General features: G+C 47.6%; 23 protein-coding genes. 7 read left to right on the top strand and 16 right to left on the bottom strand.

What is annotated here, in order from left to right; all coding sequences use genetic code 11:
• The first annotated feature begins 5 nt into the window (after window positions 1-5).
• Genes atpA through atpD form a run of 3 tightly spaced genes read left to right on the top strand, consistent with a single transcriptional unit; the run spans window position 6 to window position 3,885 of the window.
• Window positions 6-1,538, top strand: a complete 1,533-nt coding sequence (atpA, locus tag P8P30_01770; GenBank protein ID MDG1286273.1) for a F0F1 ATP synthase subunit alpha — start codon at window positions 6-8, stop codon at window positions 1,536-1,538.
• 6 nt (window positions 1,539-1,544) lie between these two features.
• Entirely contained in the window at window positions 1,545-2,420 is an 876-nt protein-coding gene (locus P8P30_01765; GenBank protein MDG1286272.1) for a F0F1 ATP synthase subunit gamma, read from the top strand.
• 25 nt (window positions 2,421-2,445) lie between these two features.
• Window positions 2,446-3,885 carry a F0F1 ATP synthase subunit beta gene (atpD, locus tag P8P30_01760; GenBank protein ID MDG1286271.1) on the top strand — a complete coding sequence of 480 codons (1,440 nt, stop codon included), beginning with the start codon at window positions 2,446-2,448 and terminating at the stop codon, window positions 3,883-3,885.
• A gap of 173 nt (window positions 3,886-4,058) precedes the next feature.
• On the opposite strand, the gene P8P30_01755 is transcribed toward atpD, so the two are convergent.
• Together P8P30_01755 and P8P30_01750 are read right to left on the bottom strand one after the other, a co-directional pair.
• Complete coding sequence (locus P8P30_01755; GenBank protein MDG1286270.1) at window positions 4,059-4,955, bottom strand: galactosyltransferase-related protein; 897 nt, start codon at window positions 4,953-4,955, stop codon at window positions 4,059-4,061.
• Window positions 4,956-4,986: 31 nt separating this feature from the next.
• A complete protein-coding gene (locus P8P30_01750) occupies window positions 4,987-6,252 on the bottom strand; it encodes an O-acetylhomoserine aminocarboxypropyltransferase/cysteine synthase (GenBank protein MDG1286269.1) in 1,266 nt (421 codons plus the stop codon).
• Window positions 6,253-6,342: 90 nt separating this feature from the next.
• Here P8P30_01750 and P8P30_01745 point away from each other — a divergent pair, with 90 nt between their 5' ends.
• A complete protein-coding gene (locus P8P30_01745; GenBank protein ID MDG1286268.1) occupies window positions 6,343-7,848 on the top strand; it encodes a Ppx/GppA family phosphatase in 1,506 nt (501 codons plus the stop codon).
• Here the strand turns inward: P8P30_01745 and aat are convergent.
• Together aat and P8P30_01735 are read right to left on the bottom strand one after the other, a co-directional pair.
• Window positions 7,807-8,412: a leucyl/phenylalanyl-tRNA--protein transferase gene (aat, locus tag P8P30_01740; GenBank protein MDG1286267.1), complete on the bottom strand. Its 606-nt coding sequence runs from the start codon at window positions 8,410-8,412 to the stop codon at window positions 7,807-7,809. The two genes, P8P30_01745 and aat, sit on opposite strands and share 42 nt — an antisense overlap.
• A 51-nt stretch (window positions 8,413-8,463) precedes the next feature.
• A complete protein-coding gene (locus P8P30_01735; protein ID MDG1286266.1) occupies window positions 8,464-8,892 on the bottom strand; it encodes a 3-dehydroquinate dehydratase in 429 nt (142 codons plus the stop codon).
• Between the two features lie 40 nt (window positions 8,893-8,932).
• On the opposite strand from P8P30_01735, the gene thiS reads away from it, so the two are divergent.
• Window positions 8,933-9,130 carry a sulfur carrier protein ThiS gene (gene thiS, locus P8P30_01730; protein ID MDG1286265.1) on the top strand — a complete coding sequence of 66 codons (198 nt, stop codon included), beginning with the start codon at window positions 8,933-8,935 and terminating at the stop codon, window positions 9,128-9,130.
• 89 nt (window positions 9,131-9,219) lie between these two features.
• Here the strand turns inward: thiS and P8P30_01725 are convergent, their stop codons facing one another.
• From P8P30_01725 to P8P30_01715, 3 genes are read right to left on the bottom strand one after another with little or no spacing between them, the layout of a single operon-like run.
• Complete coding sequence (locus tag P8P30_01725; GenBank protein MDG1286264.1) at window positions 9,220-10,188, bottom strand: hypothetical protein; 969 nt, start codon at window positions 10,186-10,188, stop codon at window positions 9,220-9,222.
• Window positions 10,189-10,221: 33 nt separating this feature from the next.
• On the bottom strand, window positions 10,222-10,989 hold the full coding sequence (locus tag P8P30_01720; protein ID MDG1286263.1) for a phytoene/squalene synthase family protein: 768 nt from the start codon (window positions 10,987-10,989) through the stop codon (window positions 10,222-10,224).
• The gene (locus P8P30_01715; protein ID MDG1286262.1) at window positions 10,979-11,803 is read right to left on the bottom strand and encodes a squalene/phytoene synthase family protein; all 825 of its coding nucleotides are present in this window, start codon (window positions 11,801-11,803) and stop codon (window positions 10,979-10,981) included. The genes P8P30_01720 and P8P30_01715 overlap by 11 nt, the downstream gene beginning before the upstream one ends.
• Window positions 11,804-11,833: 30 nt before the next feature.
• Here P8P30_01715 and P8P30_01710 point away from each other — a divergent pair, with 30 nt between their 5' ends.
• On the top strand, window positions 11,834-12,616 hold the full coding sequence (locus tag P8P30_01710) for an NAD kinase (protein MDG1286261.1): 783 nt from the start codon (window positions 11,834-11,836) through the stop codon (window positions 12,614-12,616).
• A 2-nt stretch (window positions 12,617-12,618) separates the two neighbouring features.
• Here the strand turns inward: P8P30_01710 and P8P30_01705 are convergent, their stop codons facing one another.
• A complete protein-coding gene (locus P8P30_01705; protein ID MDG1286260.1) occupies window positions 12,619-14,034 on the bottom strand; it encodes a matrixin family metalloprotease in 1,416 nt (471 codons plus the stop codon).
• A 26-nt stretch (window positions 14,035-14,060) separates the two neighbouring features.
• On the opposite strand from P8P30_01705, the gene P8P30_01700 reads away from it, so the two are divergent.
• Entirely contained in the window at window positions 14,061-14,261 is a 201-nt protein-coding gene (locus P8P30_01700) for a hypothetical protein (GenBank protein ID MDG1286259.1), read from the top strand.
• 87 nt (window positions 14,262-14,348) lie between these two features.
• Here the strand turns inward: P8P30_01700 and P8P30_01695 are convergent, their stop codons facing one another.
• The 8 genes from P8P30_01695 to cpaB all read right to left on the bottom strand — a co-directional run bounded on the left by P8P30_01695 (window position 14,349) and on the right by cpaB (window position 22,678).
• Entirely contained in the window at window positions 14,349-14,696 is a 348-nt protein-coding gene (locus P8P30_01695) for a YegP family protein (GenBank protein MDG1286258.1), read from the bottom strand.
• A 110-nt stretch (window positions 14,697-14,806) separates the two neighbouring features.
• Window positions 14,807-15,778: a type II secretion system F family protein gene (locus P8P30_01690; protein ID MDG1286257.1), complete on the bottom strand. Its 972-nt coding sequence runs from the start codon at window positions 15,776-15,778 to the stop codon at window positions 14,807-14,809.
• Window positions 15,779-15,786: 8 nt separating this feature from the next.
• Entirely contained in the window at window positions 15,787-16,752 is a 966-nt protein-coding gene (locus P8P30_01685) for a type II secretion system F family protein (GenBank protein MDG1286256.1), read from the bottom strand.
• Between the two features lie 18 nt (window positions 16,753-16,770).
• Complete coding sequence (locus tag P8P30_01680; GenBank protein ID MDG1286255.1) at window positions 16,771-18,447, bottom strand: ATPase, T2SS/T4P/T4SS family; 1,677 nt, start codon at window positions 18,445-18,447, stop codon at window positions 16,771-16,773.
• A gap of 10 nt (window positions 18,448-18,457) precedes the next feature.
• Window positions 18,458-19,642 carry an AAA family ATPase gene (locus P8P30_01675; protein MDG1286254.1) on the bottom strand — a complete coding sequence of 395 codons (1,185 nt, stop codon included), beginning with the start codon at window positions 19,640-19,642 and terminating at the stop codon, window positions 18,458-18,460.
• Window positions 19,643-19,716: 74 nt separating this feature from the next.
• Window positions 19,717-20,325: a hypothetical protein gene (locus P8P30_01670; GenBank protein MDG1286253.1), complete on the bottom strand. Its 609-nt coding sequence runs from the start codon at window positions 20,323-20,325 to the stop codon at window positions 19,717-19,719.
• On the bottom strand, window positions 20,326-21,723 hold the full coding sequence (locus P8P30_01665) for a type II and III secretion system protein family protein (GenBank protein MDG1286252.1): 1,398 nt from the start codon (window positions 21,721-21,723) through the stop codon (window positions 20,326-20,328).
• Window positions 21,713-22,678: a Flp pilus assembly protein CpaB gene (gene cpaB / locus P8P30_01660; GenBank protein ID MDG1286251.1), complete on the bottom strand. Its 966-nt coding sequence runs from the start codon at window positions 22,676-22,678 to the stop codon at window positions 21,713-21,715. Before cpaB ends, P8P30_01665 begins: the two co-directional genes overlap by 11 nt.
• Between the last annotated feature and the right edge of the window lie 45 nt (window positions 22,679-22,723).

The raw sequence follows: 22,723 nt of genomic DNA, 5'->3' as shown, positions 1-22,723 counted from the left end.
TAATCATGGAAATTCGTCCTTCTGAAATCTCAGATATCTTGAAGAAGCAAATCTCAGGCTTTGATACTGCAGCTGAAATGGCTGAAGTAGGTGAAGTTGTTAAAGTAGGTGATGGTATTGCTACCATTTATGGCCTGCAAGATGTGCAAGCAAACGAGATGGTAGAATTCGCTGACGGTACTAAAGGCATGGTACTTAACCTAGAGCGTGATGTTGTAGGTGTCGTAATTTTCGGTGATGATCGCTCGGTTAAAGAAGGCGACATTGTTAAACGTACTGGCAAAATTGTTGAAGTACCGGTTGGTAAAGAACTGCTCGGCCGCGTCGTTGATGCGCTTGGCAACCCAATTGATGGCAAAGGCCCAATCAAAGCGAAAAAATCTAGCCGTGTTGAAGTGAAAGCTCCCGGCATTATCGCGCGTAAATCGGTACATGAACCGATGAGCACCGGTATTAAAGCGATTGATTCATTGATCCCTGTAGGCCGTGGCCAACGTGAGTTGATCATTGGTGACCGTCAAACCGGTAAAACAGCGATCGCAGTTGATACGATTCTCAACCAGAAAAAAGCCTTCGATGCAGGTGACGAAGCGAACCAACTTTACTGCGTCTATGTCGTGATTGGCCAAAAACGTTCAACCGTTGCACAGGTTGTTAAGAAGCTCGAAGAGCAAGGCGCGATGGATTATTCTATCGTGGTTGCTGCAACGGCCTCTGAAGCAGCCCCTCTACAGTTCCTCGCCCCTTACACAGGTTGCGCGATGGCTGAGTATTTCCGCGATAATGGCATGCATAGCTTAATCATTTATGATGATCTTTCAAAGCAAGCCGTTGCCTATCGTCAAATGTCACTTCTACTTCGCCGCCCTCCAGGACGTGAAGCCTATCCGGGTGACGTATTCTATCTTCACAGCCGCCTGTTAGAGCGTTCAGCAAAAATGTCTGATGCTTTGGGCGGTGGTTCAATGACGGCATTGCCAGTCATCGAAACACAGGCTGGTGACGTATCTGCTTACATTCCGACAAACGTAATTTCGATTACCGATGGTCAGATTTTCCTAGAGACTGAGCTCTTCTATAAAGGGGTTCGTCCAGCGGTAAATGTGGGTCTATCAGTATCTCGTGTAGGTTCTGCCGCACAGATTAAAGCGATGAAGCAAGTGGCGGGTTCAATCAAACTTGAGCTTGCACAATATCGTGAGATGGAAGCATTCGCACAGTTTGGTTCTGACCTCGATGTCGCGACTCAGAAGCTTCTTGCACGTGGCGCTCGCCTAACTGAACTCCTCAAGCAGCCTCAATTCTCTCCGCTTTCAACGCCACAACAAGTCGGCGTTATCTTCGCGGGTGTAAAAGGTCATCTCGATGAAGTTCCTGTGAACAAAGTGCGTGATTTTGAAGAAGCGCTACTGCGTGAGCTAGATGGCGGTTCAAGCGATATCCTCGAAGATATTACGAAAGAGTCAAAACTAACAGACGGCACTGAAAAGAAACTTGCTAAGCTATGCTCTGACGTAGCAAGCCGTTTCAAGGAGTAGCACTCGATGGCATCCCTCAAGGATCTCAAAAACCGAATTAAATCGGTTAAATCGACGCAAAAAATCACCAAAGCCATGAAAATGGTAGCGGCGGCAAAATTGCGTAAAGCACAAGAGCGCGCAGAAGCAGCCCGCCCTTATGCCGAGAAAATGGAGCAAGTGGTCAATTCACTCGCCGCTGGTTTTGATGGCGATGCCAATGCACCGCTACTACTCGGTGGCACGGGTAAATCAGACAATCACCTGATTCTTGTAATGAGCTCTGATCGTGGCTTATGTGGTGGTTTTAACAGCTCTATCACCCGCTCGGTTCGGAAAAAAATTCATGAGCTGCAAGGCGCTCAAAAAAAAGTGCACCTTCTTTGCGTGGGCCGTAAAGGCTATGAACAATTGAAGATGGATTTTGACGGCATTGTTGCTGGTCGTATTCCTGACATCACCAAAAACCTAAGCTTTGAGCAATCGCAAAAAGTATCGGAAGAAATGTTCGAAATTTTCGAAGAACATAACATTGATGTCGTGACGATTGTCTTTAACAAGTTCCATTCTGCGATCAACCAAGAAGTCACCTACCAACAACTTATTCCGTTGGAAATTCCACAATCAGACGAAACTATTGAAGCACCGACTCCTTACGAATATGAGCCAAGTGAAGAAGCGATTTTGGAAGAACTTCTGCCGCGCAACATCACGATCCAATGCTTTAAAGCAATGCTGGAAAATAACGCCTCTGAACAAGGTGCGCGTATGACCGCAATGGATAACGCGACGCGTAACGCAGGCGACATGATCGACAAACTCTCACTCGTTTATAACCGTACCCGTCAGGCTGCGATTACCACCGAGTTAACCGAAATTATTTCCGGCGCAGAAGCCGTATAAAAAGCGATTTAGAAGGAGCAAAGCAATGGCTGCAAAAAAGTCTAATAAAGCAAATACAGGTGTTATCACTCAGGTGATCTCTGCTGTAGTTGATGTGAAATTTGAAGGTGAATTACCTCCCATTTTGAACGCACTCGAAACCAAACTCGGCAAGCAAACGGTCGTGTTAGAAGTCTCTCAGCATCTGGGCGAAAACGAAGTGCGTTGTATCGCAATGGACGCGACGGACGGTATGGTTCGTGGTCAGGCAGTGACTGACACAGGCGCGCCAATCACGGTTCCTGTAGGCCCACAAACATTGGGTCGTATCATGGATGTTGTAGGTCGCCCTATTGACGAACGCGGTCCTGTAAAAACTAAAGGCATGGCCGGCATTCACGCGAAAGCTCCTGAATTTGTTGACCAATCAACCTCGGATGAAATTCTCATCACCGGTATTAAAGTCATCGACCTTCTCGCGCCTTACGCGAAAGGTGGTAAAGTTGGCCTCTTCGGTGGTGCAGGTGTTGGTAAAACAGTACTCATCATGGAATTGATCAATAACATTGCAAAAGCCCACGGGGGTGTATCTGTATTCGCCGGTGTAGGTGAGCGTACGCGTGAAGGTAACGATCTCTATCACGAAATGATGGAATCCGGCGTTATCGACCTTGAAGGCGACGGCTCTAAAGTAGCACTCGTTTACGGTCAAATGAACGAACCTCCCGGTGCACGTGCACGTGTTGCGCTAACGGGTCTAACACTCGCTGAGTATTTCCGTGACCAAGAAGGCCAAGATGTACTCTTCTTCATGGATAACGTATTCCGCTTTACCCAAGCCGGTGCGGAAGTTTCTGCACTCTTGGGTCGTATCCCATCAGCGGTAGGTTACCAGCCGACCCTTTCAACTGACATGGGTCAGCTGCAAGAGCGTATTACCTCGACCAAGAAAGGTTCAATCACCTCTGTACAGGCTGTTTACGTACCTGCCGATGATTTGACCGATCCTGCTCCTGCAACGACATTTGCCCATTTGGATGCAACAACGGTACTTAACCGTTCGATCGCCGAGCTCGGTATTTACCCTGCGGTAGATCCACTGGATTCTACAAGCCGTATGCTAATGCCTGACATCGTGGGCGAAGAGCATTATGCTATCGCACGTCGTGTTCAAGAAGTTCTACAGAGCTATAAATCACTCCAAGATATCATCGCGATTCTTGGTATGGATGAGCTTTCGGAAGAAGATAAACTCACGGTCGCGCGCGCTCGTAAGATTCAGCGTTTCCTATCACAGCCCTTCTTCGTGGCTGAGATCTTCACCGGTTCACCAGGTAAGTTGGTAGCTCTCGAAGACACAATCAAAGGCTTTAAAGGCATTCTAGAGGGTCAGTATGATGATCTTCCAGAATCAGCATTCTACCTCGTAGGTGGAATCGATGAAGCCATCGAGAAAGCACAAAAAATGGCCGCTGAAGCCGCCTAGTTTTTGTCGAGAATTAAATGAAAAAGGCCGGGAGAGATCTTGGCCTTTTTTATGTCTTCAGCCCATCCCCATACCCGGATTAGCCTTACCTTTACTATAGAAATCGACCCATTTAGGGTGGTGCATGGGCTGAAGATTATCTTTTTCTTCCGTAAAGTCTGGCTTTAATACAGTCACTTCACCACAGCCGAAATCCCCCCCTTATTAGCCGCTTTGACGAAGTCTTTCTCTTGTCGGATATTTAAGAGTTGTGCAGCCACCTTCATTTTTCTCATAATGCCGCCCTTCTTCTTCAAATTTTCGATCGATTTTGCAACATCCGTTGGCGCCATATGCTTATAACGCGACTCTTTGGAGTGAGGCAAAACTTCCCCATAATATGCTCTCGGAAGGGCAAGTGTCGGAAGATTTAAAGCATTGGCTCTAGCTTCAAAATCATGATCATCTCCTCCCCATGCATTTAGATTCTCATCATAACCATGAAGCTCTCTAAAATGTGATGGGTGAACAGCGATGCGCCCAGTAAATCCGTCTGTCGACTGCCCCTGAAACTTTGCATACACCTTGTCTTTTACCGTCGCTTTAACGACTTGGTCGATCGATTGAGAATATTTCTGATTAAGCCAACCAGCAAAACTTAAGCTTGTTTCGGGATCAATAGGTAAAATATTATCCGCATCTAAATTGACTAGCACATCGCTATCATCAGAGGCACAACGATGTACCATATTTTTCGCATGAGACATGCGGAAATGTTCTTGCTCAGTGCGAACATATTTTATCTTGCCAGATTTAATCTCTTTGGAAAATTCATCAATCAGCCAACTCTTGATCGACTTCCATTTTTCTTTTGGCGCCTTTAAATCCACCTCTAACTTACTCGTTACTTTATTTTCTTTTAGCGGAGGTATGCCGTCACTATCGCCATAATCTAGAATCACGAACTCGGTATTGGGGTGATCAGCATTATTCGCTAAATTTTGTGGCAAGGTTTGCACCAAATGATACCCGCGATTCATCACTGTCGTACAAAACGATATCTTTAAATTTTTATCCGGTGCATTCGCCATTGACGCAGATTAACAGAAATTTATTAAAAAATTATAAAGCCTGAAAGCCCTGCGCCAAATCCGCGATGATATCTTCTGGATGCTCTATGCCGATGGATAGGCGCAAGGATGCCTCGCTAATACCACTCTGGGTGCGTAACTCAGGCGATATCTGCTTATGCGTGGTGCTGGCGGGATGGACGATGAGGCTTCTTGTATCACCGATATTGACGACATGTTGCAGGAGCTTCAGCGACTCGATAAACTTACCGCAGATGGCTCTATCACCATCTTTAATATCGAAGGTGAAAACGGCTCCCGCACCATGAGGAAGATATTTGCTCACCTCAGCATCTATTGGACGACTAACAGCGCCTGCTTGTCGGTGCTGAGAGAGCCACTCCGCTACTATCTTCGCGTTATCAACATGCTTTTGCATTCTTAAGCTAAGTGTCTCTAACCCTACCAAGGTCATGAAGGCATTCATCGGCTGTTGGCAGGCACCAATATCGCGGATACCGATCGCTTTACAATGTGCGAGATAGGCCAGCTCTTTAAAATGCTCGTGCAGCACAATATCGGTGCAAGCGGCATTGGGCTGAGTCAGCGCGGGAAAATGATCATCCTTGCCCCAATCAAACGTGCCAGAGTCAATCACTGCGCCACCAATCGCGGTGCCTGTGCCGGTTAGGTACTTCGTGGTTGAATGAGTGATAATATGCGCGCCATGGTCAAATGGGCGGCACAGATAAGGCGAGGCCATCGTATTATCAACAATGAGCGGAATGTGGTGAGCCTCTGCCACGCGTGCAACCGCTTCCATATCGCTAACGGCGCCGCTGGGGTTACTGATACTCTCGATAAAAATCGCACGAGTGCGTTCGGTTATAGCGGCTTCCACCGCATCGGCATTGCCCGCATCGGCGAGACTCGCCGTCCATCCGAAATGCTGTGGAAAGACGTGATTAAACTGATTAGTCGAGCCGCCATAAAGCTGACTCGCCCCGACAATATGATCGCCAGGAGACATAAGCGGCAAGAGTGCCACAAGCTGCGCCGCATGGCCGGAAGATGTGACTACGCCGCCAATGCCGCCTTCTAACTGCGCAAGCTTGGTCGCCAAAGTATCCACCGTGGGATTGCCTGACCGCGTGTAAGTCGCGCCGCTTGCCTTCATCTCAAAACGATCCACCGCCGTTTGGAAATCCGGAAAACTAAAGCTAACCGTCTGATAAATCGGCGGCTGTGTTGCACGTTGGCCGTCTTCTTCAGATACGCCATGGACTAATTGAGTTTCGAAATGTAAGGGCTTGCTCATAAGGGACGCAAACTAGCCTATTGTTTGGAAAAAAGAAATAGCTTGAGTTTCTGCTTTATCTTAACAGGTTTTTATGTTTTTAGAGAGAGTATGCAGCATGACCCACTATTGGATCAACTCGCCTTTGGCGGCCAACGTGAAAGCCGTGTTGGGGTGATTGATATCGGCTCGAACTCGATTCGTTTGGTGATTTACGACGGCATGAAACGGGTTCCACTACCGGTTTATAACGAAAAAGCTTTCTGTACTTTGGGCAAGGGCATTAACAGCACCAACCGCCTAAACCCCGAAGGCGTGACGATGGCACGTCAAGCGATTGCGCGGCTATTGGCAACGGCGAGGCTCAATAAAGTGGCTGAACTGCACGTGATTGCCACGGCAGCGGTGCGTGACGCAGATGATGGTAAAGCCTTCGTCAAAGAACTGGAACGCAGCCATAAGATTAAGATCGATATTATTTCCGGCAAGCGCGAAGCCAAATATGCAGCCATGGGAATCGCCTCCAGCCATCATGAGGCGCAAGGGTTAGTGGCCGATTTAGGCGGCGGTAGTTTGGAGCTCACAGCACTCGAAGGGCAAGAGATTCTACACCATGATTCGCAGCCTATGGGCTCGCTACGCTTGATGGACCGCGCGGGCAATAAATCAGAATTACTCGACGAATTAATCGCAAAACACCTAAACCAAAATGATTGGTTATACGGTATTTCAGGCAAATATGAAACGCTTTATGCGGTCGGCGGCAGCTTCCGTGCACTTGCTAAGATCTATATGAAGCGTGTCGATTATCCGCTGAACTTGCTGCATAATTACACGCTCTCAACCGATGAATTAAAGCCGCTCTTAGAAGAGATCAGTGGCTATAGCGAACAAGATTGCCGTAGCTTACCTATCGCCTCTAAACGGCAAAACCAACTACCCGTAGCCGCACGCATCATGTTGGCCTTGCTCAAACGTAGCGGCGTGAAACAAATCGTTTTCAGCACAACAGGTATTCGCGAAGGCTTGCTCTTTAGTCACCTCTCACCCTATTTACGCAATGAGGATCTTCTCCTATCCAGTTGCGATGTACTACGCCGCGGCTTTGCCGGACAAGCGCGCTATGCGCGTGAGCTGTTCGAGTGGATGAATCCGCTCCTCGATAATGAAACCGAATCCATGCGCCGGGTACGAATGGCCGCCTGTATGCTCAATCACCTAGCGCTCAATATCCAAAGCCGTAACCGTGGCTCTTGGGCGTATCACCATGTGCTTCAAGCCTCCATTCGCGGGCTAAAGCATCAAGAACGGGTCGCACTGGCTGCGGCACTCTTCTTCCGCTATCGCACGGCGATGGAAGAAGGCTTTAGCAGCTATGATTTGCTCGATGATAAATGGAAAAGCTGGGCGCTCTTAATTGGCACGACCATGCGCTTGGGCTATATGCTCTCAGGTGGTTCACCCGGCAACTTACCGCAAACTCAACTCCGATTAGAGCAGGATCGCCCGAAATTGCGCCTATCTGGTCCAATCAAACCGCTTAGCGGCGAAACACTCGATAAACGTAAGCAAACCTTATCCGATGCTTATGTTGAGTTCCTTCGGTGCCACATCTAACGCCACATCTAATCGCTCTAAATAGTGCTCACGGCTTATCTCAATGATACCAAACTGCTCAATATGATCATTCACATATTGCACATCGAATAGCGTATAGCCCGCAGCGCGTAATGCCTTCACCATCGCCATAAGCGCAATCGTACTTGCACCAGAAACGCGGCTAAACATGCTCTCGCCAAAGAAAGCAGCACCCAGCGTAACCCCATAGATTCCACCGACAAGCTGCTCGCCCTGCCAACATTCCAAACTCTGCGCAAACCCTCGTGTCTGCAATTCGCTATAATAATCGATAATCCGATTTGAGATCCAACAACCGTCACGGTCTCGTCGACATTGCTCCATCACGCCGCGAAAATCTCGATTTAAGGTAAGTCGATATTCATGTTGCCGGAAGAGCTTTTTATTCGTTCTAGAAATATGGAAACCACCGTCTAATGGTATAAGCGCGCGCGGATCAGGATTGAACCACATAAGCTCCGGATCATCTTCACTCTGTGCCATCGGGAAATAACCCTGCGCGTAAGCATTCAGCAGCATTTCAGGAGTTATGTTTTCAATCACTTCCTTTTTTAACCCGTCGTTGCCCAACTTGTTCGGGTAATAACGAAAGCATTAGGCAGCCAGCACATGCTCAATCGCAACGGTGTAGCCACGCGCACCAAGCCCGCAAATAACCGATTCTGATAGTGCAGAAATCAGGCTCACATGGCGGAACTCTTCGCGCGCATGCGGGTTGCTAATATGCACCTCGATAATACGACCCGCATAGGTTTTCAACGCATCATGGATCGCGACAGATGTGTGAGTATAGGCCGCTGCATTGATGATAAGCGCATCGGCTTTGCATTGCTGAATCCAAGTAACGAGCTGACCTTCATCATTGCTTTGCTTAAATTCCATGCTCAAAGACGAGCCAACCGCTTCGACACACATCGCTTCAATCTCACCCAGCGTGGTCGCGCCATAAATTTCAGGCTCACGCGTACCCAACATGTTTAAGTTAGGACCGTTTAGAATAAGGATGCTGCTTGCTTTGCTCATGCACTAGCCATAGATTACAGCGCAATAGAAGGCAAGAAACATGAACATTACTCTCAATGGTGAAAAGAAAACAGTCACGGCAATGACCATTACAGAACTATTAGCCGAAATTTCCGCTCCACCGCGTGGCATTGCGGTTGAGGTGAATGCGGCCATCATCCCAAAGTCGCTGCATGCAGAGACTGCGCTGAATGATAATGATGTGGTTGAAATTGTGAGCTTTATTGGTGGGGGATGAGTATTTGATTACCCCCGCTTCGGCCTAACGGCCGACGCGATAGACGACACTTCGTTTGCTCATGGCTGGTTTGCCTACTGGCTCACTTCTTAAAACTGAGGGCCGCCTTTGTCAGGACCATTGCGGCTTTGATTGACCTGTTCGACGAAACTCAATTTCGTTTTCTTCATCATCACATCTGGCAAAACCAACGTACCATACACGCCTAATTGCTGCATTTCTGCTTTGCTCACAGCCATTTTGTTCACCATTGCCTTACCCTTTGCGGGATCTTTCTTGGCAACTTCTAACACCGCCTTATTCATTCCATTTTCTAATTTAGCAATCAAAGTCGAAGTCGCAGCGTAACTTGAAATAGGAAACCCCTGCTCTTGTCCGGCTTTATGCTTCAGCATATCATCAGCCGCTAAACCCATCCCTGCGGCTTCTGCCGCTTCGGACGAGCGTTGAAAGCTCTGCGCTGAAAGCAACTCTAATGCCGTAAGCGCACGAGCCACATCAGAATTATCCTTAAGAGACGGATTCTCAGCAATCGCTGCGGCTAACATTTTTGCGTTATTCGCAATATACTGAGACGCGCGTAAATAACCGGCTTCATTCTTTCTAGGTTCCCTTTGAGATAACGCATCATCAAGCGTTAGCTCTGCCTTTCCAGCCTTTAATTGCCTTACCGTTTCAGCAGTGCGAGCGGCAAATTGCGCGCCCAATAGCGGATCTTTCTTTGCCGCCGTTATATGGCCAAAATGCATGAGCGTATCCATCACATAGGGCGCATTCTTTGCCTGATAACCTTGACTAAACATCTGTGCTTTATCGTTAATAGCTCGACGGTCCAGACCATATTGCTCAATCACTCGATTAAGATCTTGAGGGGACTGGAACTGAGTGAGTACATCACCTGGTTCTACGCCTTCTGGTACCAACCCTACCCCTTTCTCATGCGCTTCATCGAACACTGCTTGGGTAAAATCGGCATCATAAATCTGCTGTTGCGAAAGCACTCTTGTGCCCTTCGCAATTTGCGGAATTTTATCTAGAAAGTTTATCGTGCCTGCCATACCCTTGCAGTATAGGGCATAAATGTTACCACTTTATGACGCTTTTGCGTAATAACGGCCTGCTTTTGCGAGCAATCTTAGATAGAAGGCAAAGGGCAATGGCTTGGCCGATTGCTTGGCTTGGATGCGCTTGAGCTTCCAACGGTAAATATCGCGCATTAAAAGCGCCGGCAAGATCGGACGTGACGGTAAAATTTGCTCTAGTTTTGCCACCTCCTCAAAACTCTCATATGCCTTGGAGATAAGCTCTGAGTCTTTATCTCTGACCCACTCCTTAGGGATATAGGAACGTTTAATCGCTGCGTCTTTACGTTTATCGCGCAAGATATTCGTCAGCTGTAATGCTTGCCCTAAAGCCACCGCAAAACTGTCGGCTTGAGCGCCTTGCAGACCAAAAATACGCATCGCTTGCAAGCCCACCGCGCCGGCCACGCAATAGCAATATCGCTCTAACTCTTTCTCAGTCTGTATCTCGACGGAGTCTGAGCAATCAAATTCCATGCCTTGCAGCAAATCTTCAAACGGCTGACGTGGTAACTTAAATTGCCAAATCGCTATCCCCAACTGCCGCATGATTTCATTCTCAGGCGGGCGCTGCACGGTGTAGATATTCTCCAGCTCCATTTGCCAAAAGGCGAGGTTCTCGCGGGCCTGTGGCTTGGTGGGGGCCTCATCCACCGCATCATCCACCGCACTGCAAAAATAATAGAGCGCCTTTAGGGCATAACGCTTCTTCTTACCCATAAGCAACATGGGCAGAAAGAAGCTACTAGAGCGGCGATGCGGACGATTAGCAGACACCGATAATGGCTCCTACGGCGAGCAATATACGATGAAAACTACCCAGCTTCACATGGCGTGCCATCGGGTCATTTTTACGCAATTTACGAGCCAACCCACGCGCAAAGGCGAGGATAATCCGTAATTCCCACCGCACCCCACGATGGTGGATAGTCTTGGGTAAATGCCCTGCTTCTCGCAATAGCACATCCACTTCATCCAACCATTGATGAAAGACCACACGTAATTTTGGCCCTGTTTCTGATTTTTCGAGCACTTTCTCGCTCAAACCCACTTGCGCCATCCATTCTTGCGGTACGTAAATCCGCTGACGCTTCACATAATCACTCCGAACATCCTGCAAATGATTCAAAAGCTGCAACGCCGTACAAAGCGCATCTGCGGCGGTCAAATCCGCATCGAATTCCCCAGAGACCTCCAAAACCGCATGCCCAACTGGATTCGCCGAGAGCTTACAATAGCTCAAAACTTCACCAAAAGTCTGGTAACGTTTCTTCTCTGTATCCTGCCAGAAAGCCTGCCACAGCTCATCTCCATGCGCGGGTGAGAAGGTACCATCCTGCAAACACTTATAATAAGGCAGCGCCCATTTGGGCAGCATCTCGGGCTGTTTTTCTTGCAAAGCAAGGCGGATCAAACGCAGCTGATCGCGCTTCTCTTCACGCTTGAGCACGATACTGTCGCTAATATCATCCAACCCGCGCGCATAGGAGTAAAAGTCAAGAATGGGCTGTCGCCATTGCTCGGGCAACAGTTTCGAAGCAACGGGGAAATTCTCACCGATGCTTTCTGGATCAATTCTAGATTCTTGCATGCTAGTCACCCCCTAGATATAGTCTAAACTATGAACAGTGCCAAGACTCCACGTATCGCTTGCATCGCAGATACATCAGATATCGCACAAGAAGCTTATAAGGCACTGAAAATGCTATATAAGTTTGTGAAGCCAGAAGCAAAACAAATACCCGATGTCATCCTCGTTTTGGGGGGAGATGGCTTTATGCTGCAAGTCATGCATGAACATATGCACCGGGGCATCCCTTTTTACGGCATGAATTGTGGGACCGTTGGCTTTTTGCTCAATCAATTTCGCGAAGAAATGCTGCTGGAACGCTTAGACGCCGCCAAACTGAGCACACTCTACCCTTTACGCATGTTTGCCCGCTGCTATGGCGGCGAACAGCATGAATTGCTGGCCATTAACGAGGTTTCACTCTTCCGTGAAACACGCCAAGCAGCCAATATCCGCGTCACAGTCGATCACGTGGTGCGTATCCCAACCCTGGTGGGTGATGGTATTATGGTATCAACCCCCGCCGGTAGCACCGCGTATAATTATTCTGCTGGCGGGCCTATTATCCCACTAGAAGCTAATCTTGTGGCGCTGACACCGATTAGCCCGTTCCGCCCGCGACGTTGGCGTGGAGCACTTCTACCGCAAGAATCGAGCGTTTATTTAGAGGTGTTAGATCCCGTAAAACGCCCAGTCGGCGCTGTGGCTGACTTTACCGAAGTACGCGATGTCACATCGCTTTCGATCACGCAAGACCGCTCCATTCCGCTGACGCTGATGTTCGACCCGGAGCATCATCTAGAAGAACGCCTCATCAACGAACAATTTATGTAGCTTTAAGCAAAAACGAAGTCGCTCGCGCCTAGATCATCTAGCGTGGTGAACAGCAAAAGGATGCCATTACCTCCTCCGGTCGCAAGGAAACTATGCGTGCCATCGGTAAAGGAAACCGCCATAAGTTCAGCAAAGCTATCAATGTCTGTGCCATTCATATTGGCCTGTAAGAGTAAGACATCGCCGCCCGATTGCCCCGCGCCATCAAAGCCCCAGATTGTATCGACATTACTTCCTGCCTTAAACACGAAGGTATCATCACCGAGGCCGCCATAAATTGTGTCATTACCGCTTGCCCCTACGATGCGGTCATCGCCGGAATTGCCGTAAATTTGGTCATCACCGAGGCCGCCATAAAGCGTATCGTTACCATCAACTGGATCGGTAAAGTCGCGGCCACCGACCAGAATATCATTACCGGAATTTCCATAAAGCGTATCGGAGCCCAGATCGCCGAACAGCATATCATCGCCATCCGCGCCATCACTGACACCACGGCCCGCCACCAGTGCATCGTTACCGTCGCCGCCCCGGATGGTATCGTTACCGCCGCCGCCATAAAGCGCGTTATTGAGTTCATTACCCGTCACCGAATCCGCACCGTCGCCGGCAATGGCATTTTCGATCTGCGCATTAAAGGCGATTTTGAAACGTTCGCCCCCTGCTACATTGAGGTAGTCACCGTCATTTAAGTTAAAGATGACACCGCTACCAAGACTGCTGGCATTGAGTGTATCTGTGCCAGCACCATCCCACAAAGCATAAGACTGCAACGGGCCGGTCGTCGTGCTAAAATCGTAATTAGTATTGCCAGAATTATAATTGAAATTCGGGCTATATTTCAATTGGATCGTCGTAATATCATAGAGTTGTAAATTGATAACATCATCCACGTCGCCATTATAGGCCATGACGCTATATTCGGAAGTTAGCTCTTCAACAGGTATACCGTTGGTTTTCGCTACACTGGGGTTTCCCTCCACAAAGGGATGGTCTAGCCCTACGGCATGGCCAATTTCATGAATGATCGTATACCAGCCGAAACTATTCGCCGTAATCGCATCGCCTAAAGCGGTTTCGATCGTCACATTACCACCAATGCCGCTACCGGGAAAATAGGCATAGCCTTCGGTTCCGCCTAACCCATCGATCTCTTCATTGCGAAACGCAATATCGCCATCGCCACTTGAAAGCTCGTTAAAGGTGATATTGGCGACATCGGAATAAAGCTGGAGAATATCGCGTGTGAGCGCCTGATTTGCTGTGCTTAAGGGTTTAATTACGCCGCCTAAGTCGCCCGTACCATCGGTGCCCCAAGGACCATTGAAGCTGTAGGAAACAATCGCGCCCTCGCCCAAGCTATTCGACCAAGATTCAGTCGCATTTAATGCGTTATAAATATTGGATAAAGATATCATGTGGGCAGCCTCTTAAAGATTCGTTCGTGAATTTAGGAATTGTAGCCGCAAAAGATTTATTTTTTATGAATAAGCAGGCTGAATTCCAGACGGATTCAAAGTCACCCTCTTCGAAGTTACCTGTCGTCGCATTGGCAACCAAAATGCCGTTACTTACCGCCGTCATCCCAGACCGCTCGGCTTGGCGAATTCCACCAAGTTTTCCAGATCCAGATGAACCTATATGAAGGTTTGTTAAAATTTTATCAAAAAATACCTGTCGCAGGAGCACTCCCGCGACAGGTATTTAGAGTCTTTAAATAACGATTCGCTATTTAAGCAGCTGCTGAACCTTCAGTTTCATCAACAAAAGACGCCTCTGGCGCATTTTTCATCGTTGATTTTGTGCCATTTTCAGCACCTGATTTTGTTTCATACATTTGGCTAGAAAGAATGATTTGGCCATTACCAGCTTTAAGATTCCAGTGGAATTTGCCGTTCTTAGCTTCTTTCATCTCATATTTACCTTCATCATCCGCATTCTTACGAGTGGACTCAATGCCATTCATCGCTGCAGCTTTGGTAGTGTAGCCTTCGCTTTTACCGATCACTTCACCGTTTCCAGCTTTAAGATTCCAATAAAATTCACCGTTTTTACCCGTGAAAAGTGTAAATTTACCCATAATAAATACCTCCATTTTGTCTAATATGCTTAATTTTTAAAGCGTAGCCATAGGACGGTAGCCACTTAAAAATAAAAAGTAAAGGAAAGCTAGGCGTTTGACCGCCTTTTTCAGGAGCCGTGCTCTGCTTGAACCGTCAGCATACTAACAACCGCTGGGCCAAGAATAATCAGGAATAACGAGGGTAACAAGAAGACGATGAGCGGAACAGTCATCATAACGGGCAAACGCCCGGCTTTTTGTTCTGCCAACATCAGGCGTGTATTACGATACTCATCGGCCAATACACGCAGCGTATCGGTCAGGCTCGTACCAAAGCGCTCTGTTTGTAACAACGATGCGACCAATGAACGAAACGGAACAAGATCAGAGCGCTCGGCAAGGTTAGCCAACGCCTTCTCACGATCATTCAATAAGGTGAGCTCTAAACGTGTTTTATTCATCTCATCCGTGATTTCAGGGTAAGCATGCCCCAACTCTCTACACACACGAGCCAGTGCACCATCTAAAGCCAGACCTGATTCTGTACAAACCAGTAGCAAATCTAAGGTGTCTGGAAAGGAACGCATTAATAAAAGCTCTCGCTTCGCACGACTATTGGCCAGAAAGAGGTTTGGTCCAAACCAACTTAGAGCAATCAGAAGAAGAGTCCCGACCCCCTTCATCATCTTTTTCGCCATTCCCTCATCCACACCCGTAGTCCAAAGCACATAGATGAGCAAAACAGCAATGGGGGTCGTAATCCATTTATAGGCTAAGTAATTAACGGGCCCATCCACCGGATCGACACCTGCACGATAAAACTTATAAAAGTTTAAACGGCGAAACTCTGTCAGGTTTGTCACGAGCCCAACAAAAGGCTCCATCACGGCAGCGATACCGGCACCATCACCCTCACGCTTGCGATCAATCGCGTCCTTTGTCTCTGAATCTGAAGGTGCCAGACGGCGCAAACGGGCTTTTAGGCTCTCTTTTTTAGAGATGTTGACCGCCCACATGAAAACGATAAAGACAAGAAAAGCCACCAATATCGGAACCCCGTACTGGATAACTTCACCTAAAAATCCTTCGTCTTTTTCCATAACACCCTCTAAATATCGATATCGATCATTTTATTGATGATAAAAATAGCCATTAAGATCAACCCAATCGCCGCCGAAAGAATAATATTACCTATGAGCGTATCATACAGTGGTTGCAAATATTGCGGACTCGTAAATTGAATCGCACAGAATACGAGCACTGGAAGTGCCCCCAAAATAACAAGAGTCGCCTTACCCTCTGACGTCATCGCAGAAATCTTTTGCTGTAGGCGCTTACGTCCACGAATCACGTTCGATAAGTTCTTCAAAATTTCGGCGAGGTTACCGCCCGTTTCTTGCTGCACCGCTAATACAACAACGAAGAAATGCACATCCTGCTCATCGACACGCTTGGCCAAACGACGCAAAGCATCCACCAGCGGACGACCGTAGGCAATTTCATTCACTAACTGACGGAACTCTGGCGCGACCGGAGCTTCCATATTATCAGCAATCATGCGTAACGCCGTGTTTAACGGATGTCCTGATTTCACACTTCGTACAATCATATCAATCGCTTCAGGGAATTGATCGATAAATTTACGGTTACGTTTTTTAATTTCCCATGTGAAGAATTTTTTCGGAATGTAATACGTCAAGAGCCCTGCGAAAAGGAGCGAGTAAGGACCGAATGGAAATGCTAAAATAATGGATAGAACCACAAATAAGCTCACCATAATAAGTAAGACTGACTTGATACGCTGTGCATGACCGGCTTTTAAAAGCTTCGCATAAAAACTTTCCGCGCCCGGCAAGCTTAGTAAAACTCTTGTTAAACCCGTTGCCTCTTCCTTAAAATGCGCGGCAGCATCGCCGTCATCTTGCATTGAGGGCTCATCATCAGATCCCGTTGCAATTTGATCAATGATAGATTTCGTGCGTTGCTCGCCTCTATCTGGAAGAAGACGTAACGCCGTAGCTGACAGTAGTAAAAATACTATCGCTCCCGTTCCTATAACAACCAGCGGCTCCATTAGCGCACCATTCTCCCTTTACATCATTCCCGGCGAACCGGTGAGGGTTTGCGACATTTCTTGATCTAACCCATAGTAACTTGCCTGCTCCATAAAGCGAGGTTTAACCCCGTTACAGATAAACTGACCCTGCAATTTCCCGTCTTCCGACATGCCAGTGGGTTTAAAATGGAACAATGTTTGAGTAATGATCACATCACCCTCCATTCCAACAATCTCTTCAATCTGAGTAATCTTACGGCTACCATCACGCATACGGCTAATTTGAACAACCATATTAAGTGAGCCTGCAATCTGATTACGCAAGGTTGATAGCGGGAAATTCAGACCCGTCAGGCCGAATAGATTCTCCAGACGGGTTAGACATTCACGTGGATTATTCGCATGAATCGTTGCCATCGAACCATCGTGACCCGTATTCATCGCTTGAAGTACATCAATGACCTCTTCGCCACGAATCTCACCCAGAATGATTCGATCCGGACGCATACGTAGAGCATTTTTCACCAAAGCACGCTGAGTCACCTCACCCACGCCCTCCATATTTGCCGGACGAGTCTCCAGTCGCAACACGTGGGGTTGATGCATTTGCAGCTCGGCGGCATCCTCAATCGTAATAACGCGTTCGCCTTCTTCAATATGACCCGAAAGCGCATTAAGAAGCGTTGTCTTCCCTGAACCCGTCCCCCCCGAGATCAAGATATTCATTCGAATCTGCGAGCAAATCTCTAGGAAGCGCACCATTTCAGGTGTCGCCGACCCATAATCGATATATTGCGTTAGTGGCATCTTATTTTGCTTAAACTTACGAATCGAAACTAAGGAACCGTCGAGCGCCAAAGGCGGAATAATCGCATTAAAACGTGAACCATCCGGCATACGCGCATCGACCATTGGGCTTGTTTCATCCACCCGACGCCCCACACGTTGTACAATTTTTTGAATCACATTCAGAAGGTGACGCTCCGAAACAAACCGAACATCGGTTACGCTAATTTTACCCGCTTTCTCAATATAAACCTGATTCGCACCATTAACCATGATATCGGACACATCAGGATCGGCGAGAAGGACCTCCAAAGGTCCAAAACCTAGCACATCATCCAAGAGGGATTTTTTCAACAACTCATGTTGAGCCGCCGTTAGCGGTAAATTCACCTTCTCAATTAATGCATTGATTTCATCGAGAATTTCCTGGCGGCGGTCCTCTTCACCAGTTTTCTCAAGCTCTTCAAAATCAAGCCTCTCCAACAACTCTTCCGAAATCAGCAACTTCGCTTTAATATAATCTGGCGTTTCGAGATTTCTATCCGTGTAGGCTGACTGCTTTCCTCGTGCCGCTTCCGCCATCTTTTTACGCTGCTCAAGGAGCGACTCTTGCTCTGCCAGCATTCGCTCTTGGCTTGCGACCAAAGCACCGTCCGTTTGTTGCTGCGCTTGTTCCGGCTGCATCACATTTACTGGTAAGTTCGCTCCGGCATCTGCAGGAGGAGGAGGAGTTGGCGGCACTGAAGAAGGGACGTGCGGCACCGAACCCGCAGGGGGAACAGACGGCTGAACCGGAGGCATTGGCGCCGCCGAAGGAGGAGAGGCTGGAGCTGCAACAGGTTGCCCGGCAGGCTCTGCAGGTGTAATTGGAACTGCATCTACAGGAAAAGCTCCAGAACCATCATCTTTTTTCTTACCAAACATCATTTACCTCTTTTTATTTTTTAAAGAGCGAGAAACGCCCATCAGATGATTTTAAGGATGCCGCATCAGTAGACAGCCCCATCAACATTCCCGCTAAACCTTTTAACTGACTTGCTAACATCGATTGGCTGACTTCCATAATCATTTGCCCTTGGCTTTCCGCCGCAACGATCGTTTTAATGTCATTGGCCACGCTATAGTCAATCGCATGGGAACAAACACGTTCGAAATCTTTGTCGCTGATACCTTCTTTAAATTTGGCACCACTACGGTTAATCGCCACTTTGACCATATCGTCTGAGATACCCATGTTACGCCACAGGCCAAGCAACCGCGCCGCATGTGTAATCGAACGCAACCAAAGTTGCGAAACCAATACAATATCCGTCGAGGCACTGATGGTTGACGCAGTCCAGTTAGACCAAATATGGGGTAAATCAATCACCACACAATCATATTCAGATTTCAGAGTCGCGATAAGTCCGCGAATGGTTTCCGGATTCATATCCGGCAAGTATTTAAGTTCCTCAGGTGCCGCAATCACCGATAGATTATCACCATAAGGGCTAATCATTCGGCGTACTAACGTTGGATCAACACCACGATCAGGATGATCAAAAATTTCTTTAATCCCGAACTGCGTATTTAGATCAAGATTCTTAGCTACCATCCCAAATTGATAGTCCATATCCACTAAGACAACTTTTTTGCGATAGTCCGTCGCCATCGAATAAGCAACATTCATTGCGAGGGTACTTGAACCGTCACCCGAAGCAGCGCTCATAAAAGTGACAACCTTTTTGCCATCTCCAGCATCGCCGCCACGGCCAGCCATAAGGGCAGTCTTCACTTCTTGCAGGTCAACAGGATGCGTAAAATATTCCAACACGCCCAGCTGCGTAAGTTCACGATAAAACTTAATATCGTTGATTCGACCAATCACGATCACACGTGTGCCAGCTTCACAAGATTCAGCCAATTGGTCAATCTCGTTAATCACTTCACCGGTTCGTGTCCCGATATCAATGATAATGTAAGCAGGGCTGTGTTCGCGAGAAGCAAGCGCAACAGCTGCTTGCATGGGTGAACCCATGATCACATCAGCATAAGGGTACCCTAGTGAATTTGCGATTTGATTCGCAAAATTAGAGTCTCCATCTTCTGGAAGCACCGCCATCACAGGACTATGTAGCGACATAAAACCTCTCTTTGTATCTTAGGACTATCATTCGCATAGTCTAACGAGCAAACGTTAAGAAATGACTACCCGAATTAATTTGAAGTAGTCTTAATATCAAACTGTGTTTCGAAATTAGGATTTACCTCAGCTGGCGATGCATTATATGGCTGGCGATAACCATCCATCACACGCTGCACACGCTCTGCATCAGGCAAATCGAGCAAAGCAGGACTTGTGAATTGGCGCTTATCCGTAACCATTTGAACGATATTACTTGACATCGTACAGCCAAAAGTCGGGTGAGGTAAATTATAAGGATTAACTCCGTTTTCAATATAGCGATTCTCACAATCACGTGCCAACACGCGCTCATAAACTAGAGTGACCATGTTATCGCCCGATGCAACAAACACCGTTGAAACACCGAATTGCTGCAAAATTTGCTCTGCTTCTGCACAGTTTGAATCACCATCCATGCAATAAAGCTCTGCACGAGTCGGCTGATCCTGATTCACCCAGTTGAGTAAATCATCCAAAGCTGAATAATCATTTAGCTCAAAGTTCACAATCTCAGACGATTGATCTAATAACGCCTCGGGCTGCCCTCGCTCATAATATGCTTCATGAGGAATGTTACTACACGCCGCCACAGAAGATAGAAGGCCGATTGCAGCTAAAGATCTTAATTTCATTTTCATCATTTACTCCACCATAAATCCGATTGGGCCTTCGAGGCTGGGAGCCTGCGATAAGCGACGTTCTTTTCCATTTGGTCCCATTGCTGAGAGCGCCCCGTAGAAGAACATTTCCATATTACTTGGCGCGCGATAACGATCCGTTGGGAAACGCACCTCATCACTCTTTTGAGGATCCACCAGATAAGGAGTCACCGCGATGACCAACTCTGTTTCGTTGCGTTCAAACTCCGTACTACGCAGCAATGCACTCAAGATAGGAATCTCATTAATACCCGGCAATTGACGTAAGCTCGTCGCGACATCGTTACGAATCAAACCCGCGATCATAAAGCTTTCACCTGGCGCTAACTCAACCGTCGTCTTCGCACGACGCGTCGTGAGAGCAGGAACTGAGACACCACCAGTCGTTACACCATCTGTTCCACTAAGTTCAGATACTTCAGGAAGAACCGTTAGACGGATACGATTTTCGCTCAACACGTAAGGGATGAAAGAAACTGAAACACCGAAAGGTTTGTAATCAATACTTATATTTCCATCACTGCCCGAAGCAACGGGAATGGGAAATTCGCCACCAGCCAAGAACTCCGCCTGCTCACCCGAAAGTGCTACAAGATTTGGCTCAGCCAAGATTTTCAGAAGACCGTCTGTTTCCAACGCATCGAGAGAAGCACCTAAGGTTAAGCCGCCCTTATTAAGGACTCCACCCAAGAATGAGAAGGACCCTGCACCCGGCACAAAGGTACCGAAGTCCACACCGCTATTCGCAGTAACACCTGGAATTCCGCCTCCTGAAGCCGCCACACCAGAGAACGACCCCCCTGAGTTTGCACCTTGCAAACTAATGCCTAACTTTTTCATCGCGTTGCGACGAATCTCGCCAACACGAACACGCAACATCACTTGCTGACCTGAGCTCACTCGCATCAAGTTAACAATTTCAGAGCGCTTTTCTGTCGCAGGAGAATCACCATCAACGAATTGACTGATAATCTCCAACGCCTTATCAACCGATGCGGCACCACTTACCTCACCTGTAAGGGCAAGATTAGTATTCACCAAATCCACACCGATACTTTCGTATGGCAAGAATTCACGAAGGGCTTTACGGATCGCAGGAAGGTCATAGCTGACCGTAACTTCAATCGTTTTAATTTCATTGCGCGCCTTATCAATCAAACGAACCGTTGTTTGACCTCGACTTACACCAACAATCGAAAGACGGTTAGGTCCATGCACATGGATATCAGCGATTTCCGGATTCGCCACCATTGCTTCCGCAATTTCAGGCCCGGTTGAAACAATACGCGAACGGTTAAGCGGTACAATGAACGATTCTGCTATTGCAGCACCTGTCCACGCAACCACCAGCGCGAAGACCAATAGGAACTTAGTTTTCATCAGCGATCTCCACCTCTAGTTCTTCAATTTTATTGCCACGCACAACGCTTATCTTTGCCTTTGTCGTGTCATCTTTTTTCTGAGCTCTCTTCAGCATATCTTCGCTGAATTCAACGTCAAAGTCGTAAAGCTGCGGGAAATTCCCTGGCGGCAAGCCACGCGTCAAGTCTTCTTGTCCTGAAGGACGAACCCAAGCGGCGCCTTTATCTTTTAACGAACGAAGCGCGAGTGAAATTTCACCCTCACGCTCGGCCAAACGCACACGCTGAGAATCTAACTGCCCTAGCTCCAAAGTCACACTAGAGGGTAAACGCTTCTTTTTCTTAGGGTCTTGCTGTCCGGCCATTGCATATTGGTCAATAGCAAGCACGCGCACATCTGGAACTAAAATCTCCGTCACGCGTTTTTCGTACTGACCTTTAATATCATCATCTTCGTCTTCGCTCAGGCTGGCTTCTTGTTTTTCCTTATCGCTGATCAATGTATGCGTCAAAAGAACGTCCACACGATCACCCGGATAAACAAAGCCCGCAACCGACGTAACACCATTCACTGAAACAGTCACTGCACGCATACCCGCTGGAAGCGTGGCGGCCAAGAAACTTGGATCATTCGGATTTGCCAATTTAGCGCGCAAGATAACTTCGCGTGGCTGGAAGTGCGAACGTGCCACCATACCCACAATCGTTGGAGCCTTATCACCGGCAACGATAAAACTTGGCCCCACCAAATGCTGTGGCCAAGTTTGCTTATCAATCATACCTTGCTCAATGACGGTGCCCACAGGAATTTCCTGCTTCGCAACATAAACGAGTTTTTCTGGAACTTTTTTCTCAACGACTTGAGGTTTCTGCAATAGCTGCGTCGACTCTTTGTCGCCAGCAATTAGGTTATACATCAAAGCCATCGCACCAACGGCGATTGCAAAGATCAGAATAAATACCAAAGGACGCATAGGCGGGCCCCATTCCCTAAATTAATTTCTATAGTATTTTTGTAT

This window comes from Rickettsiales bacterium (genome assembly GCA_029252805.1).
In the GTDB taxonomy this organism is placed as follows: domain Bacteria; phylum Pseudomonadota; class Alphaproteobacteria; order Rickettsiales; family JALZUV01; genus JALZUV01.
The sequence above is the reverse complement of the archived record's forward strand: the minus strand, read 5'-3'. Positions and strand labels throughout refer to the sequence as shown.

Excerpts from the sequence above, each read along its gene's own strand:
- atpA (MDG1286273.1), top strand. The coding sequence starts at position 6 with ATGGAAATTCGTCCTTCTGAAATCTCAGATATCTTGAAGAAGCAAATC.
- P8P30_01765 (MDG1286272.1), top strand. The coding sequence starts at position 1,545 with ATGGCATCCCTCAAGGATCTCAAAAACCGAATTAAATCGGTTAAATCG.
- atpD (MDG1286271.1), top strand. The coding sequence starts at position 2,446 with ATGGCTGCAAAAAAGTCTAATAAAGCAAATACAGGTGTTATCACTCAG.
- P8P30_01755 (MDG1286270.1), bottom strand. The coding sequence starts at position 4,955 with ATGGCGAATGCACCGGATAAAAATTTAAAGATATCGTTTTGTACGACA.
- P8P30_01750 (MDG1286269.1), bottom strand. The coding sequence starts at position 6,252 with ATGAGCAAGCCCTTACATTTCGAAACTCAATTAGTCCATGGCGTATCT.
- P8P30_01745 (MDG1286268.1), top strand. The coding sequence starts at position 6,343 with ATGCAGCATGACCCACTATTGGATCAACTCGCCTTTGGCGGCCAACGT.
- P8P30_01735 (MDG1286266.1), bottom strand. The coding sequence starts at position 8,892 with ATGAGCAAAGCAAGCAGCATCCTTATTCTAAACGGTCCTAACTTAAAC.
- thiS (MDG1286265.1), top strand. The coding sequence starts at position 8,933 with ATGAACATTACTCTCAATGGTGAAAAGAAAACAGTCACGGCAATGACC.
- P8P30_01725 (MDG1286264.1), bottom strand. The coding sequence starts at position 10,188 with ATGGCAGGCACGATAAACTTTCTAGATAAAATTCCGCAAATTGCGAAG.
- P8P30_01715 (MDG1286262.1), bottom strand. The coding sequence starts at position 11,803 with ATGCAAGAATCTAGAATTGATCCAGAAAGCATCGGTGAGAATTTCCCC.
- P8P30_01710 (MDG1286261.1), top strand. The coding sequence starts at position 11,834 with ATGAACAGTGCCAAGACTCCACGTATCGCTTGCATCGCAGATACATCA.
- P8P30_01705 (MDG1286260.1), bottom strand. The coding sequence starts at position 14,034 with ATGATATCTTTATCCAATATTTATAACGCATTAAATGCGACTGAATCT.
- P8P30_01695 (MDG1286258.1), bottom strand. The coding sequence starts at position 14,696 with ATGGGTAAATTTACACTTTTCACGGGTAAAAACGGTGAATTTTATTGG.
- P8P30_01690 (MDG1286257.1), bottom strand. The coding sequence starts at position 15,778 with ATGGAAAAAGACGAAGGATTTTTAGGTGAAGTTATCCAGTACGGGGTT.
- P8P30_01685 (MDG1286256.1), bottom strand. The coding sequence starts at position 16,752 with ATGGAGCCGCTGGTTGTTATAGGAACGGGAGCGATAGTATTTTTACTA.
- P8P30_01680 (MDG1286255.1), bottom strand. The coding sequence starts at position 18,447 with ATGATGTTTGGTAAGAAAAAAGATGATGGTTCTGGAGCTTTTCCTGTA.
- P8P30_01675 (MDG1286254.1), bottom strand. The coding sequence starts at position 19,642 with ATGTCGCTACATAGTCCTGTGATGGCGGTGCTTCCAGAAGATGGAGAC.
- P8P30_01670 (MDG1286253.1), bottom strand. The coding sequence starts at position 20,325 with ATGATGAAAATGAAATTAAGATCTTTAGCTGCAATCGGCCTTCTATCT.
- P8P30_01665 (MDG1286252.1), bottom strand. The coding sequence starts at position 21,723 with ATGAAAACTAAGTTCCTATTGGTCTTCGCGCTGGTGGTTGCGTGGACA.
- cpaB (MDG1286251.1), bottom strand. The coding sequence starts at position 22,678 with ATGCGTCCTTTGGTATTTATTCTGATCTTTGCAATCGCCGTTGGTGCG.